At 36.5% G+C, this 16,993-nt stretch carries 11 protein-coding genes; 8 read left to right on the top strand and 3 right to left on the bottom strand.

Annotated features, from left to right (window positions below; translation table 11 throughout):
- From IQ247_RS26425 to IQ247_RS26415, 3 genes are all read right to left on the bottom strand, one after another.
- The coding region (locus IQ247_RS26425; RefSeq protein ID WP_193924532.1) for a type I polyketide synthase at positions 1–3,735 on the bottom strand (3,735 nt) is incomplete at its 3' end.
- A 301-nt stretch (positions 3,736–4,036) separates the two neighbouring features.
- On the bottom strand, positions 4,037–4,369 hold the full coding sequence (locus IQ247_RS26420; RefSeq protein WP_193924530.1) for a hypothetical protein: 333 nt from the start codon (positions 4,367–4,369) through the stop codon (positions 4,037–4,039).
- A 900-nt stretch (positions 4,370–5,269) separates the two neighbouring features.
- Entirely contained in the window at positions 5,270–6,655 is a 1,386-nt protein-coding gene (locus IQ247_RS26415; RefSeq protein ID WP_228060053.1) for a ParB N-terminal domain-containing protein, read from the bottom strand.
- 1,061 nt (positions 6,656–7,716) lie between these two features.
- Between IQ247_RS26415 and IQ247_RS26410 the strand changes: the two genes are divergently transcribed.
- The 8 genes from IQ247_RS26410 (at position 7,717) to IQ247_RS26375 (ending at position 16,910) form a co-directional block, all read left to right on the top strand.
- Positions 7,717–8,910, top strand: coding sequence for an ABC exporter membrane fusion protein (locus tag IQ247_RS26410; RefSeq protein ID WP_193924528.1), 1,194 nt, complete (start codon positions 7,717–7,719; stop codon positions 8,908–8,910).
- A gap of 92 nt (positions 8,911–9,002) precedes the next feature.
- A complete protein-coding gene (gene devC / locus IQ247_RS26405) occupies positions 9,003–10,181 on the top strand; it encodes an ABC transporter permease DevC (protein WP_193924526.1) in 1,179 nt (392 codons plus the stop codon).
- 82 nt (positions 10,182–10,263) lie between these two features.
- Positions 10,264–11,250 (top strand): NAD-dependent epimerase/dehydratase family protein, encoded by a 987-nt coding sequence (locus IQ247_RS26400; RefSeq protein ID WP_193924525.1) that lies wholly within the window; start codon positions 10,264–10,266, stop codon positions 11,248–11,250.
- Positions 11,251–11,690: 440 nt separating this feature from the next.
- Positions 11,691–12,155: a DUF2141 domain-containing protein gene (locus IQ247_RS26395; protein ID WP_193924524.1), complete on the top strand. Its 465-nt coding sequence runs from the start codon at positions 11,691–11,693 to the stop codon at positions 12,153–12,155.
- Positions 12,156–12,338: 183 nt separating this feature from the next.
- The gene (locus tag IQ247_RS26390) at positions 12,339–12,731 is read left to right on the top strand and encodes a hypothetical protein (protein ID WP_193924522.1); all 393 of its coding nucleotides are present in this window, start codon (positions 12,339–12,341) and stop codon (positions 12,729–12,731) included.
- 155 nt (positions 12,732–12,886) lie between these two features.
- Positions 12,887–14,143 carry a glycosyltransferase family 2 protein gene (locus tag IQ247_RS26385; protein WP_193924521.1) on the top strand — a complete coding sequence of 419 codons (1,257 nt, stop codon included), beginning with the start codon at positions 12,887–12,889 and terminating at the stop codon, positions 14,141–14,143.
- Positions 14,144–14,321: 178 nt separating this feature from the next.
- On the top strand, positions 14,322–15,575 hold the full coding sequence (locus IQ247_RS26380; RefSeq protein ID WP_193924520.1) for a glycosyltransferase: 1,254 nt from the start codon (positions 14,322–14,324) through the stop codon (positions 15,573–15,575).
- Positions 15,576–15,761: 186 nt separating this feature from the next.
- Positions 15,762–16,910 carry an alanine--glyoxylate aminotransferase family protein gene (locus IQ247_RS26375; RefSeq protein WP_193924519.1) on the top strand — a complete coding sequence of 383 codons (1,149 nt, stop codon included), beginning with the start codon at positions 15,762–15,764 and terminating at the stop codon, positions 16,908–16,910.
- The last annotated feature ends 83 nt before the right edge of the window (positions 16,911–16,993 follow it).

The following is a 16,993-nucleotide window of genomic DNA, read 5'->3' as shown; positions in this document are numbered from 1 at the left end:
TTCTAATCCTGTTAATCCCGTCAATCCTTCTAATCCGTGATTTGGCTTGTTTTGAATTATCTGTTCGTATTCTTGCTGTACCTGTTGGAAGAAGTTTTTGGTATATTCTACTTGATTTTGTAGATACTGTTCGTGAACTCGCAGGGTATCACCTTGATGAGTGTGAAACTTAATCATCCCACGCTCTAAGCTTTCGATAACTTTTGGCTTGAGTGAGTCGGTTGAAGATTCAGTTTTGACAAACAAGGAGTTTTGTTGCTGCATCAATTGGAAAAATGTTCTCAGATATTCCACTTGATGGTTGAGGTATTGTGCGTGAACTTGTAAATTTTCACTTTGATTTTGTCCAAATTGAGTTAATACATATTCCAAGCTTTCTAAAACTTGTTCGTAATTTAGAAGTTCGTTTGGTGTAGTTTGCATATGCATATTTAATTTCTCTACTGACTGCGGTTTGGGGAGAGAAGTGGAGGAAGATGTTTCTATATTGTTTCTTTGTTCCCTTGTCCCCTTGTCTTCTTTTATTGCTACTGCTTTTTTATATCCGTTTCCGTTACTGGGGATAGGGAGAAGAGATGGGGTAGAATTTCCTAGTTTATCCCCTTGTCCCACTTTTTCAGCTTTACCGTTGATGCTAGCAGAATTACTAAAAGCAATTTCTGGAATAGTTGCTGTATTTGATATTACTGCAACTTCTACAGGCTTACTCGTAGAAATTTCTGCTTGATGCGTTTCGCTAATAGCTTTTTCCCATCGTTGTTTGGTTTTTTCAGATACGTAGTTGCTACCGTTTAACTTGATATTCAAGCCCTTCTTATTTTCAGTAGATTTAACTACTTCGGGTACTTGATAGGGGTCGAGGTTTTTCAAAGTTATCCCGGCAACCCGTAACTGAATGACGGCTTCTCTGAAACAGTAGTCGCTATCCTTTCTGGGACTGGAGTTTAAAGCAATTGCCATATGAGGGCGATCGCCTAATATATCTTTAACCAGGTTGGTAAGAATTTTTCTGGGACCGAATTCGACGAAGCAGTAACCACCGTCTGCATAGATATGTTCAATTTCCTGTTTAAATAATACAGAATTTGATAATTGTGATTCGAGGGTTCTTTGCAGTTCGTGGGGTTCTTTAGAATACTGTTTTGCCGTAACGTTGGTGTAAACGGGTATTTTAGGAGATTTGAACTTGATACTTTTGGTGGCGATCGCAAAAGCTTTTTGAGCGAAAGCAATCAGGGGCGTGTGAAAAGCAGCGGCTACGGGTAAAACTACAGCCGCACATCCAGAGTCGTGTAGAATTTTTTGTAATTGATGAATGGATGGTGTGGGACCTGCTAATACCACCTGAGTCGGTGAGTTCAAGTTAGCAATCTGGATTTGAGGATAGTCTTTGAGGGCTACTTCGATTTTACCTAAGTTTTCTTTGACCGCCAACATTGCACCAGTATCATAATTGGGGTCTTTGGGTGCAGCCATTGCTTGACCTCTAGCTTTAACTAGGAAGCAATAATCTTCGTCACTCAAAGCTTCACTAGCCCATAATGCTGTGAGTTCACCGAAACTATGTCCAGCCAAAAAATCAGGTTTAAATCCAGCTTGTTGCAGTACTTTATAATATCCGGCGCTCAACATCCCGATAGCTGGCTGGGCGTATTCGGTACGTTGTAATGCAGCGATTTGAGCATTTTTCTCGCTTTCTTCAAACACCGGATGGGGAAAGACTATCTCGGAAAGCGGCTGCAAATTATCTTTGAGTAACAAGCTGTCCATGTAACCGTACAGTTGACGCAATTGGGGAAAGTTCATTACTACTTCCTTACCCATATTTAAATATTGCGAACCTTGTCCGGAGAACAACGCAACTACTTTTCCAGTTAAATCCATCCCTTCTTTTCGGTAATGAATTCCGCTGGGATGTTCCCAAAATGCTGTATCTCCCTTGTTTTTCAACAAGTCGATGGTTACTTGCAGTCTTTTACAAGTCTCTGATAACGAGGATGCAACAAACCCAATTCTTGCATGAGATTGAGGAATTTCTTTGAATTTACAAGCTTCTACCAACTCAGAATAATGTTTATCTCCTGTGGTAGATTGCAGTTTTGCCAAAGTTGCTTCACAGGTTTGCAATAACTGAGCTGGATTTTCCGCAAACAGCAACAGTTGTGCCGGTGCATCATGCAAACGGTATGCACTATCGTGGTCGCTACGATATTCTTCTAAGACTACATGATAGTTGGTTCCACCAAAGCCAAAAGAACTCACTCCTGCACGTCTGGGGGCTTCTCCAGCAGCACAAATCCAAGGTCGAGTTTCTGCATTCAAATAAAACGCAGAATTCTTGATGTTGAGTTTGGGATTGGGTTGAGTAACGTTAATAGTGGGTGGTAATACTTTATGATGCAGTGCCAAGGCTGTTTTTATTAAGCTAGCTGCACCAGCCGCAGCTTTGGTGTGTCCAATTTGCGATTTAACGCTACCCAAAGCAATATGCTGTCTCTTGGTATTATTTTCACCAAAATATTCTCGCAAAGATGCAAACTCGGTGGGGTCTCCAGCCATTGTCCCGGTACCGTGGGCTTCTACTAAATTTACAGTCAATGGATCTAAGCCCGCATCTTCATAAGCCCGCCTTAAAGCTGTTACTTGTCCTTCCTTACGAGGTGCGTAAATACTCTTAAATCTACCGTCGCTAGAAGTACCAATTCCCTTGATAACTGCATAGATTTTATCTCCATCTCGCTCAGCATCCGACAAACGCTTGAGAACCATCATTCCCAAACCTTCACCCAACATCATCCCGTCAGATTTAGCATCAAAAGGTTTAACTTTGTCCCCCGGAGAAACCGCCGGTGTTTTACTGAAACTGATGTATGCTGTAATCGAATTGTCTGTATCCACTCCCCCAGTCAGCATCATATCAGCACGATGATCGGCTAATTCGGCGATCGCCATTTTCAAAGCAGCTAGGGAACTAGCGCAAGCTGCATCTACCGTGCAGTTAAGTCCACCAAAATTAAAGCGGTTGGCTATACGCCCGGAGACTACATTCGCCAACATTCCGGGGAAGGCATTTTCATCCCACTTCACATAAGCGCTTTGAATTTTCTCGATGATTTTTTGAGTATCTTCGTCGGATAAACCACTGCTTTTTAAAGCTTTTTTCCATATGGGATACTGCAATCTAGCACTTAGTGGTACTCCCAACTTCAAAGCCGCAGAGCCCAAAACAACACCGATATTCTCGCGGTTGAATTCGCGCTTTTCATCGTACCCCGCATCTTCCATTGCTTCTTTTGCAACCACCAAACTTAATAGTTGCGAAACATCAGTAACTTCTAAAATGTTCGGGGGAATACCGAACTCCATGGGATTAAAATCAATTTGAGGAATAAATCCACCGCGATCGCAATAAGTTTTATCTTCCGGTGTTCTGGGATTAACGTCGTAGTAATCTTCTACATTCCAATGGGTTTCGGGAATCTCAGTAATACAGTCTATTTTATTAACAATATTCCGCCAATATTCCTGTAAATTTCTGGCTTCGGGAAAAATCGATGCCATCCCAATAATGGCTATAGGAGTATGTTGCAATTGTCTATTAACTTTGTTCATTGACGTAGATTTTTGTGAGGACATCTTTTGTTTGACCTTAATAAATCTTTTCACAGCCTTTTCGCAATTGCTGATTTGTTCTTCCAATTGCGCCAAAGCCTTATCGATGGATTGAGCCGACATAGGACATAAAATAACTTTAGTATCGTTGCTTTCAGAAGCTAAAAGAAAACTTGTAGCGAGAATAAAATTCAGCTACACCTGATTTTAATCACAGGTAAAATAGCTGCCCAATAAAAAATTGGATCATAAATTGGCAACATAATCAGTTGGATAGATAAATGATAAATAATTTTTGACAAACACCAATATTAGGAGAAATGCAACCCCGATTAATTTATTATTTTAGATTTTTTAAATAGTTTCCTCTAATGATGCAATATTTTGTCCTCAGAGCGCGTCTATCCTACGGTAGAATAAAAAACTAAATTAAACTTGTTTCTTGACATTGAGGTAACAGGTCAACAACATTATTAAAACTGGAAAAATAATCTTCCAATGCTTTTGCTGCAAGGTCAGTGAATTCTATCCATTCTTCTTTATAATGACTTGAAGATACTGTTTCCCATTCAAATAAAGGAGATTTGGGAATAGCTATTAAAACAGAAACGCTCTTTTGATCGGAGTCGCCGTTACTCCGCCGATTCTCGGCGGAGGCTGCGGCAACCGGCGTTCCCCGGTCAGTTTGATTATTAAACCTTACTGCGGCGATATAATTGGTATTAATGACAACGTTCTGTATTTTTATAAATGTCATAGCTAGTTAAAACGCCTTGGAAGATAATTTTATGAACTGTAAACAATAATGTTTGACAAGTTAGTTACAAAACCACACCATTTAAAATATCTAGTTTTTTGATAAATCCTTTACTCCTATACACCAATAAAATTGGGACTTTATCAAAATAGTTGACAAACAATTTCAAGTATTGTCCATCTTAGTAATTAGACTGCTTTTTTGAGTTTTTATTCGTCCACGACCTTGATGAAGTAACTAATTCTTATAATGTCTAATTAACTAAAATAATTAGAAGTAATACCAACATTAGCACAGCTTAAACAAAGCGGATTATAGAGTTTAAACCATTTTGGGAAAAAATTAGATTTGAGAAAATATTTATCAGATAAAAAATATCGAATAAGAGTATCATCCATAACTTCATATTTCTCAGGGTAATTTGACAAAAAACTTCAAAAATATAAGTCCTTGTTGATTATGAAGTAGTTGTAAGTTACTGTGAAAGCAATATGGCTACTTTATATATACAGTTTAATATTTATTTTATCGAAAGTGTCTTTTTTCAAGAGAACATGATAATTAATGCGGTATCTTTTTCTAATCATTTGTGTAAAATCAAGTTGATATCTCAACATTAACTATATCAATTTACATTGACAAATACAGTTAATATTGTGTTTTTTATCTTTGATTAATTGTTTGACATGGGTAATTAGCAATTAGTATCAACCTACTCATTCAAAAAAGAGATGAATAGTAATTTAGTCAAACTATTTAAAATATTGAGAGTTCATTTTGAGCAATTAGATAAATGCAAAATGTTATCCAATATAGAAGTCGGGTTTTTATGAGGATTATCTAGGATTACAGATACTTATTCTAAAAACCCGACTTCTGTAGTTACACAACAAGTTTTATTTAGAAATATAAATAATTAGAACGTGCGATTTTTTCGGGTTGTTTTTCAGTCCATTTTCCCCAGCGTGAGATACCATTACGAATTAAATCTAGATTTTCATCACCGATAAAACACACCCGTCGCATTTTTTCGCAAGCCATTAAAATTTCGCTGTTACCCATGAACGGTGCAATGACATAATTGTTTTGAATTGTAAATATATTGATCAAATACTGGATGATTCCTTCCACATTGTCCAAGTTAATTGGTATTTGTGGTTTTGATATCGGTTGTCGCGAAAAAATTCCTACATATATTTTGCCCAACAGTAATTCGTACTGAAAAGTCATCCGTGTAGTGCTACAAAATTGAAACAAGTTGTCTTCCGAACGCAATACAGCCACAACCTTGGCTTCATCGACTAAATAATCATGATTCCATGCATCCGAATCAGTTGCAATTGCTAAAGCCGCGTTTGAAGGTAGCAGTTGAATAAAGTCTTTGGTTGCGGTATCGCCATAATATACTAAATGGCGATTACCCAAAGTCCATTTATCGCCAATTTTGGACAGCGAGTTTGGGTTAAAAACTAGCGAATTGATAATTTTTGGCTGTTCCACTCTTTGTTGTTCCTTTTTGGTTTCTGACTTAGCTTGTAGCTGTGCAATTGCACTATGAAAAGCTTGTAGCTGCAATTGTTCTTGTTCCGCTCGTAATTTTGTCGCGAGTTTGGCTTGCTCTTCGGCTTCTTCATAATCACCCCTCAAGATGGCTAACTCATAAGCCTGTAACGCTTTTTCTGCTAAGACTCTTTCTTTTCTACCAGCCCGAGCAATATTTAACAGGGTGGTTTTTTTATCGGCGATCGCCGTTTTCTGAATAATTTTTTGAATTTTGGGAGCGATATCTCTAGCTATTTGCTTGTCATGTTGCCAGCTGCGTTCGCTATAACCGGCTTGTTTTGCTAGCTGTTGGGTGGTTTTGACTGGTGGTGAAATTATTTCACTACCATTTTGGGAAGTCTTGAGGGTATATTGATTGTCCCCTGCTTTGGCTCTCATTCCCAATTTAATTAGGATTTTTTCTCGTTCTAATACCAGCTTTCCTCTTTCAAGGGGTTCTAATTCGTTGCGAATCAAATTTTCGTCGATTTCAGCGAGTCTGGCTCGTTCGTCGGAATCATAAGTAATTATATTACATTCAATTTTTTTATAACCCAGCAACTTGCAGGCTGTTAACCGATGCAATCCAGCAATCAAGTTAAAATTTTGGTCTACTGCAATGGGATTGAGCAAACCATTCAATTGAATAGATTCTTTTAACTGCTCTACTTTTTCGTCATTAATTGGACGACGATTGTTGTCAAATTTAATTTTTTCTATCGATACTTGAGATATTCCAGACATAATAAAATTATGGAAGAACGATATACCGACTGTCATTTGATTGATATTTGTATGCCTTGAAAATGCCAAAAAGGAATTTTATTCCATAAAACTGTTAGTAGCTTGTTAGTAGCTTGATATCAAATTGTTTTTGACAACTAATATTCGAGAAAAGCCCAAGTCTTATAATCTTATTCCTCCTATATTGCCTTAAATCAATCAACTTGATAGCAAAAATACCATAGCTAAAAACAATCTTTATAAAGTTAAGTAATTGAAAAAAAATATTTTGATATTTGAAGATTAGGGACGTTAGCTTACAGTTATTTGCTCCCGGTAATGGCAAACTAAAATCATATTTTTTTTTGTATTTATTGTCACTAAACTGCTGTAAAAAATTATCTGTAGTATTTTTCAATGGCTAAAGCTCAGATGTATGAAGCGTAACAATTTTCTGAAAATTGCTTGATACAGCATTGTTTGGAGTTACTAAATATATAATAAAATAGGAAAATGCAATTACTCTTAGAAGTGGATTGACAATATTAAATTTGTTTGTCATACTTAAATACAAGTTTTTTAGGCAGTTGGTTCCAGCGCTTCATTTATTTAATTGCCGCAATTAAAATATAGTTTTTGTGAAGAGCGTTACTGCTATTTCCTAGAACAATACCTTATTAATAATATAGAATAAAAATTAGGAAATATTTCGCCGGGGAATCATTTATTTTTCATTTCGGTATTTGCGAACCTTTAAGTATTACAAGTTAAATATTTGCTTGTTACATTTGCTTGTAAGATAACAATCATTGATTTAGTAATGCATTTCCCCTAACCACTTTTAGTTATTTCTGTAAGCATTTATATGTAATGGTTATTTAAGGAGGATAAATTTTTTAACACATTACCATCTGCTGTTTTTGAGTAAAATCCGTCTTGATATTTAACAGTTATCAGTACACAGTCAAAAGTTAACAGTAATTTATTGATATTCTCCCTATCTTATCTCTCAACTGGTAACTGATAACTGATAACTGTTAACTGACTTTTATACATTGGCTCTTCACAATTGGAATCAAAATATGTCAGTAGATAAGGAAAGGGAGTTTATTGCAAAACCTAAGACTCGATGGCGAGTAGTTTTAGCGACTTCCATTGCTTTGGCTACAACACTCATTGGTTTATACAGCTATTTACGATTACGTCCCGATATTTCTTCACAATCATCTACCCCCCTTACAACTCCTGCAAGGGTAGCAATTACAGCTTTAGGTCGTATAGAACCCGAAGGAGAAGTGATTCAACTATCGGCTCCTAGTTCGATTAGCGGTTTGCGAGTAGAAAAATTGTTGGTAAACCAAGGAAATGCAGTCAAAGCCGGACAAATAGTCGCACTATTAGAAGGTTACGTCCGCGCTACAGTCAACGTACAGCAAGCTTTAGATCAAGTTAGAGTTGCTCAAGCTAAATTATCCCAAATACAAGCTGGAGCCAAAAGAGGAGAAATCGATGCTCAACAAGCGGCGATCGCCAGTTTACAATCGCAGTTACAGGGAGAAATTGCTACAGGAAATGCTACTGTTGCACGGTTGCAGGCAGAGTTAGATAATGCTCAGACTGAATATAATCGTTACCGTTCGTTATATCAACAGGGTGCGGTTTCCGCTTCTGTCGCAGACAACAAACGCTTGCAAGTCAGGACTTTACAGCAAAAATTAAATGAAGCACAAGCAGCCCTCAATCGTACTGTTAATACCCTACAAGACCAAATCAGGGAAGCCAGAGGTAAGTTAGATAGTATTCAAGAAGTTCGTCCTCAAGACGTTCAAGTAGCACAAGCTGAAGTAAAAAGCGCAATATCTGCTGTCGAACAAGCAAAAGCAGAAAAAGAATTAAGCATCCTTAAATCTCCTGTCACTGGAACAGTTTTGAAAATTAACACCAAACCGGGGGAAGTGGTTTCGGGAGCTGGAATCATGGAGATAGGTAGAACCAATCAGATGTATGTAGTCGCAGAAGTTTATCAGACAGATATTCAGAAAGTACGTTTAGGTCAAAAAGCCTTCATTTCCAGTACCGCATTTCCTGGGAAACTAAAAGGAACCGTGAGCGATATTGGATTGTTAGTTGACAGACAAAGAATTCTGAATATTAATCCAGGAGCAGATACCGATCGAAGAATAGTTGAAGTAAAAATTCGTATTGACGAGCTATCAGATAACAAACTCATCATGGGTTTAACTAACCTACAGGTAGATGTTGCCATTCAAATTTAAGCAAAAATGAATTTGAAGATACTTGTAACCAAGGGAATAGGGAACAGTTAACAGTCAATCTAAAATCTAAAATCCAAAATTGTTTGACAATTATGGCTTCAAAAACCCCTTTAGCATGGTTACAGCTAGTACGAAACAAGTTTCGTTCTTTAATAGCTGTAGCTGGTATCGCTTTTATTGTGATACTGATGTTTATGCAACTTGGATTTCAAGACGCTCTTTACAAAAGTGCAACTCAAGTGCATCGAAGTCTCCAAGGAGACTTATTTTTAGTGAGTTCTCAATATAAAGCTTTGACTGCTACTCAAAGCTTTTCCCGGACTCGTTTATACCAAGCATTAGGATTTGAAGGTGTAGACTCAGTTACTCCAATTTATTTAGGATTTGCTAAATTAAAAAATCCTGACACGGGTGAAAAATACTCAATATATGTGATGGGTTTTGAACCGGGAAGGTCTACAATTAATTTACCAGGAATTGAGGAAAATATAGATAAACTCAAATTATCTGACGTAGTATTATTTGATGAAAATTCTCGACCGGAATTTGGAAACGTTGCTATGCGATTCAAGCGGAAAGATACCGAACCAATAATCGAAATATTTCCTTTTGATTCATTAGCAGGTTATAGAGTCAGAGTCGGTGGATTATTTAGCTTAGGACCTTCCTTTGGAGTAGATGGAAACTTAATTGTTAGTGATACAACTTTTCTGAGGATATTTCCTAATAGTAGACCTTCAGATAAAATAGATATCGGGGCAATCACTCTAACTCCCCAAGCAAATTCCCAACAAATTGTCCAAAAATTACGAGATAGTTTACCCAATGATGTTTTAATATTTAATCACGAAGGGTTTATTAATTTTGAAAAAGAATATTGGGCTACCAGAACACCAATCGGTTTTATTTTAAACTTAATGTTAACAATGGGTTCTGTTGTTGGTATAGTTATTGTTTATCAAATATTATTTAGCAATATTGCTAGTCAATTAGTAGCATACGCGACTTTAAAAGCCATAGGTTATGCCAATAATTATTTATTAAGAGTGGTTTTTAAACAAGCTTTAATATTAGCAATACTTGGCTATATACCAGGTTGGATTATCTCTAAATATTTATATAAATTTGCGATGGAAGCAACAAAATTACCAATAAATATGAGTCTTGATAATGCATTACTAGTATTGATAGCCACAGCTTTAATGTGTCTTATTTCCGGTGCATTAACTGTAAATCAACTCCGTTCTGCGGACCCAGCAGATATTTTTTAAAGTGAAGAGTTAGGAGTTAGGAATTATTCACTTTTAACCTTTGACCTTTAACCTTTGACCTTTAACCTTTAACCTTGTAAAAATGAACCTCATAGATAAAACTTTACTTATCACCGGAATTGGTGGATTTATTGGTTTACGTACAGCCGAAATTGCTATTAGCAAAGGCTTAAAAGTTCGTGGACTGGAAAAAGATAGGGATGCAGCTAAAAAAGCTGAGAAATTAGGTGCTGAAGTCCACATAGGTAGTGTCGTCGATCCATCAATTGCTCAAAAAGCTTGTCAGCAAGTAGATATAGTTTTACATACTGAAGAAATCGCAAAAGAAGGAGGCTCAATCAAGGAATTTAGCGAAGTAAATATCGATGGAACTATTAATATCGGTAAAGCCGCTCGCAATGCTGGGATAAAAACTTTTATTCATCTTTCCAGTGCTTTAGTTTATGGTTTTAATTATCCGAATGGAGTTACTGAAAACCAACAACTTGTAAAAGAAACAAATCCTTATTGTCAAACAAAAATAGAAGCAGAAAAAGCTCTACAGCAACTAAATAGTTTGCAAGATTTTGGCATTATTATTATTCGGGCTGGAGATGTTTATGGACCAGGTTCTATTCCTTGGACAGTACGACCGATTTCTTTGATGCAGCAAAAATTATTTGCTTATACTAATGAAGGAAAAGTTATCAATCATGTATATGTAGATAATTTGATTGATGCAATTTTCTTAGCTATAGAAAATGAGCAACATGGTGAAATATTCAATGTTACTGACGGGAAAGAAACCTCTCCGCAAGAATATTTTACTCGTTTAGCAGAAGTTGCTGGTTATCCCGCCCCTTCATCTTTACCAAAAGAAGAAATGAAAATATTTCTTAAACTGCGCTGTCAAGGACAAAAACTTTTTCGCAAGCAACCAGATATTCTTCCAGAAGCAGCAGATTTTATGAGTCGTCCTTATGCTTTTTCTATTGACAAAGCACGCAAATTATTAAATTATCAGCCAGTTATTTCTTTGGATGAAGGAATGAATCGTATTCAGAAATGGCTCCAAAATCAAGACAAATAAACCACTGATACATCATCTCTAAAATCTATATTTATACAGCTTATTTAACGTGAGTTTGACACTCTCACAGAAGTCGGGTTTTTAGGATAAATTTCAGTGGTAACAGATAATCTTTATCAAAACCCGACTTCTAACCGCAGGAAAAATCAAGTTTTTACAGCTTCCTTGTAGTGAATATCGAACTCACGTTATTTAATTAATGTCAGTTTAATGAGGAATAAGTACTTGTGCCAACATTTAATTAAACATTTCTCCTGTCTCCGGAGGAGACGCTATGCTCCCGTTTAGATAGGAAACTCTTAACAGGGAAGGGCTGTATAACTGAGCAGTAAATACATCAATAATTTTGCTTGCTTAGTTACTCAATCTTTTTTTGCTGGTAAAAATTTCGAGAGTTATTAAATAATAAATAATCATCAATTAATCAATATCAACAGAAAATGAAAATATCTCAATTTGGCTGCTTGTTATTTTATACTTTAGCAAGTAGTGGATTGTTTCCTAAAGCTAATGCTGTAGAAGATTTTGCAACGCTGACTGTTGCGATAAACGGAATTCAAAATCAAAAAGGACAGATTTGCTTAAAAATCTATGAAAATGAAAGCGGATTTCCTTTGGGCGATAATAGCGGAGTCAAAAATCAATGCACAAAAATAACAGGTAATTCGATTAAACAGGAGTTTACAAATTTAAAAAAAGGTACTTATGCTGTTGCAGTAATTGATGACCAAAATGATGATACCAAACTTGACCGAGATTTTCTTGGTATCCCTGAAGAAGGTTTTGGTATTTCAAATAATCCTACAGTGTCAATAAAAACTGGAACTCCCAAGTTTGAACAAGCAAGTTTTTCATTAATACAAAATCAAACTATTGAGATTGTAATGAAATATTCTCTTGACTAATCATTCCTTGATAGTACAAGCCCTCGGAATCATATGTCTGTCCGAAATTCTTTCATTTCTAAGCCCCCTGTATTGCTCCCTGGGATCAATCCAAAGCTTGTACTGAGCAAAGCGAATGTATCTAAAGCTTGTACTGAGCGAAGCGAATGTATCTAAAATCTAAAATTGATTGACTCCTAAATTATGGATAGAAAAGCTTTAGGCATGGCAATTTTTATGGGACTATATGTTCCATTATTCACAGGAATTTCGGTGACGATACACCGTTTAACTCATTCAACAACAAAACAAAACAATAAAATTATTATTGTTCATCGTCAATTTGAAAAACAGTCTTTTGAGCTAGTTAACAAAAATTCAATTTTCAACTTGGACACATCGAAAAGTTTCTCTTTTTCAACAGATATTTTGGAATCAAACTCGTTAAATTTCTATAAATTATTACCTCCCGCTTATGTCAGAGACAACAATAATTTATTGCAGAATTTAGATTTTAATCAAATTGCAATCGCAGAATCAAAAGTCAGCGTTACATCCGCTTTGCCCGATAAACCTGCAAAAAAAAACTCGCAATAACAAAACCATTCAATTTTAGATTGTAGATTATTTTGCTTAGTTCTTAAAATTACCCAGTTATAGAAAGTAAAAAACTCTTGTCTTAATCTAAAATTCAAAATCGATCAACTCTTCTTAAGTAAATTTACTTATTTAATTATGTAAGGTTTCTCAAAATGAAATTTTTGGCGATCGCGCTACTGCAAGTTTTGCTGGGTTGGTTGGTTATTCAGGTAGGGTTAATGTTTGTCTTTGTCTTTTACCTGGGTTCAAATAAGGGTAATTCAGTTTCCGATAACCATCTTCCTAAAACAGCGATAATTCTCTGTTTACGGGGGACTGATCCTTTTTTACTCAACTGTCTGAAAGCTCTATTGCAACAAGACTATCCTCAATACGATTTAAAAATTGTAGTTGATAGCCAGGAAGATCCTGCATGGCAAGTAGCAAACAATACTATTGCTAATTGCAGCGCTACAAACGTGCAAATTAGCCCTTTAAAGATAGCGAGTACTGCTTGTAGTCTAAAATGCAGTTCTTTGGTACAAGCTGTCTCTGAGTTGGATAGTTCTTATCAGGTAGTTGCTTTGGTAGATGCAGATACAGTAGTTCATTCGACTTGGTTGCGAGAGTTGGTTACACCTCTGATGCATCCAAAAGTCGGAGCAACAACAGGGAACCGCTGGTATCTATCCAAAGGCAGATATTGGGGAACTTTAGTCAGGTATTTGTGGAATGTTTCGGCAGTTGTACAGATGTATTTATACGGTATTTGTTGGGGGGGTACTTTAGCGATTAAAACCCAAGTGATTCACGAAACCGGAATGCTTGAAAAATGGGCTAGAGCTTTTAACGAAGATACAATGGTTAAAAGTATTCTGGCAAAACATAATTTAAAGGTCAAATTTGTACCTTCTTTATTAATATTGAATCGAGAACAATGCACTTTATCAAGTTTAATGAACTGGATGAAACGTCAACTACTTGCTTCTAGATTGTATCATCCCCAATGGTGGTTAGTAGTTGTGAATGCGGTGTTTTCTATCCTGCTACCCAATTTAATATTAGGATTGTGTTTGGTGAACTTTTTGATTAATAAATGGGATATTTCAAAAATCCTATTTGTTTGCTATAGCATCTATATATTTGGACTATTATTGATAATAATTACCTTGGAAACAGCAGTTAGACAAGTAATTGTATCAAAAAAAGCAATGCCGAAATTTTCTTTCGCAAACTTAACAAAAATCCTCATTGGTATCCCATTAACTCATTGGTTTTATGGATTTGCATTAGTATCATCAATGTGGATTTCCAGAATTTATTGGCGTAACATAGTCTACCGTATCAAAAGTCCATTTAATATTCAGCTAACCGAATATCATTCTTATCAATCAGACAATCAAGCAGTTGATAACCAAATCTCTCTTTAATTTAACAAGAGAAAATAATCAACATAATAACTATGGCTTTTTATCCATTATCTAATCAATGGTTAAAAAGTAAAAGATAAAATATAAAAGCCTTGTTCGGTCAGAAACTCTGTCACTTGAGGATGATTTAGACTATTACCTCTCACCTTTAACCTCTAACCTTTGACCTTATTTAATCATGTTAAAACAACCTTTGAGACTGGCAATTGCCACAGGATTATACACTCCATTTTTAACCGGAGTTTCTGTTGCAGTACATCAACGAGTACGCTGGTTTTTACAACAGGGACATCAAGTCTTTTTGATTCACCCCCAAATTAGCGATCGCTATCCTCCAAATGTTGGCAAACGTCCAATGTCGGGATTGGATGAACTACAACAATATGCAAATTTTAGTTCTTATGCATTTCCTACAGAACCACTAATATTTTACAAGTCTCTTCCCCAACCATTAAACTATAGACATTGGAGCGATACTAAATTATTAGAAGATTTTCAACCCGATATTATTTTAGTCGAAGAAGCCGCACAAATGAGAGGACTATACTCACTTTTTCTCCAAGGTTATGGTCGTCCAATTGCAGTAGAATATGCGAAAAAAACCGGCACTCCAGTAATTTCTCTATTTCATACTGATATTGTTGCTTATATTCAATATTACTTAGGGAATCAATTATTTAGTCTATTTCGTCCGATTATTCCAACCTTAATTAAACGATTTAGCGGGTGTTACGACCTAAATTTGTTTTCTTCTAAAGAACAACTTGTTAAATACGAAAAAATGAAATGTCAACGTAGCGAATACTTTCCTTATCAAGGAGTTGACTGTCAAAAATTTAATCCCGAAAATATTATCTATAATCCCATTCCCAAAGACCATAGACCAACTTTATTATTCGTAGGACGCATTACAGCCGAAAAGAATGTTAGTCAACTTTTAGATATATATCCGATAGTTGCTGAGAAAATAAAAGACCTTCATTTAGTAATTATTGGTAGCGGTCCTATGGAAGAAGAAATTAATCACCGCGCTCAAGAATTTCCATCCGGTGTAACAGTTTGGGGAGAATCTCACGGAGAAGAATTGTTAGGATGGTTTGCTCGTGCAGATGTATTTGTTAACCCTTCCACCACCGAAAATTTCTGCACTACAAACAACGAAGCTTTAGCTTCTGGAACTCCAGTTGTCGCTGCTGTTGCACCCTCCACAGCAGAGCAAGTTACACCAGGTGAAAACGGCTTTTTAGCAGAACCTAATAATCCTCAAGATTTTGCGGAAAAAATCATTCAAATCTTAGAAAATTCACAATTAAAAGACCAAATGACTAAAAATGCTCGTCCTTCAATTCTTGAATTTGATTGGTCAGCTTGTATGGAGAAGTTTGAATTGAAACTCTACCAAGTTATTGCAAAATCTCAGGAAAAGCATTAAATTATCAGCAATTAAGATGTATATTGTTATCGATACTCTACAAAGGCTGCATTACTTGTTGAGTGTTAACTGTTCCCCTCGAACCCTACTCCCTACTCCCTTTATTACAAGTGTTTAACCCGACATGACATAACACTTTAAAATACATATAATCATAGATTTTTCAAACCAGTAGTATCTACCATCATGACCCAAACACTACCTACAAAAAACCACCAAAGATTACAACTTTCAGCCCTAAATATACCTATTCGTTTGCTTTTGGGGCCCGGGCCATCCAATGCTCATCCTGATGTACTTAAAGCAATGAATACTCCTTCAGTAGGGCATCTTGATCCAGCTTTCCTAACACTCATGGATGAGATTCAATCATTGTTACGCTATGTATGGCAAACGGAAAACCCCTTAACTATTGCAGTTAGCGGTACCGGAAGCGCTGCAATGGAAGCAACTATTGCCAATGCTATAGAACCTGGCGATGTAGTATTAATTGGTGTTGCTGGATACTTCGGTCATCGTTTGGTTGACATGGCTGGACGTTATGGTGCAGATGTGCGAATTATTACCAAGCCTTGGGGACAAATATTTTCCTTAGAAGAATTGCAAAGCGCGATCGCAACTCATCATCCAACTATAGTAGCTCTAGTTCACGCGGAAACTTCCACCGGCGCACGTCAACCTTTAGAAGGAGTCAGCGAACTGTGTCGTCAACATGGTAGTTTGCTGTTAGTGGATTCAGTCACAAGTATGGGTGGGGTACCTTTGTACTTGGATGAATGGGGAATTGACTTAGCTTATAGCTGTAGTCAAAAAGGATTGGGATGTCCTCCCGGTGCTTCACCATTTACTATGAGTCCCCGTGCAATAGAAAAATTGCTTTCTCGTCAAACCAAGGTGGCAAATTGGTACTTGGACATGAACCTGTTAAGCAAATATTGGGGTAAAGAACGCACATATCATCATACAGCACCAATCAATTTATATTATGCTTTACGGGAATCCTTACGTTTAATTGCAGAAGAAGGCATAGAAAATAGTTGGGAAAGACATCAAAACAATGCAGAATATCTGTGGCAAGGGTTAGAAGATTTAGGGATGACTTTACACGTTGAGGAACAGTACCGATTACCAACTCTCACAACAGTTCGGATTCCCGAAGGTATTGATGGTAAAGCCGTTGCACGAGAATTACTATTAGAAGAAAATGTCGAAATTGGAGGTGGACTTGGTGAATTGGGTGGCAAAGTTTGGCGTATTGGATTAATGGGTTATAATAGCCGTAAAGAGAATGTAGATAAACTTTTAGAAGTATTAGGGAAGAAGGTCAAAGGTTAGAGGTCAAAGGTTAGAGGTCAAAGGTCAAGGTGAGGAGTTAGTACCACCGGAATTAGGAGTTAAAAATTCACCCCCCCATCCCC

Source organism: Plectonema cf. radiosum LEGE 06105, from assembly GCF_015207665.1.
GTDB lineage: Bacteria > Cyanobacteriota > Cyanobacteriia > Cyanobacteriales > Nostocaceae > Rivularia > Rivularia radiosa_A.
This window is presented reverse-complemented; position numbering and strand designations above follow the sequence as displayed.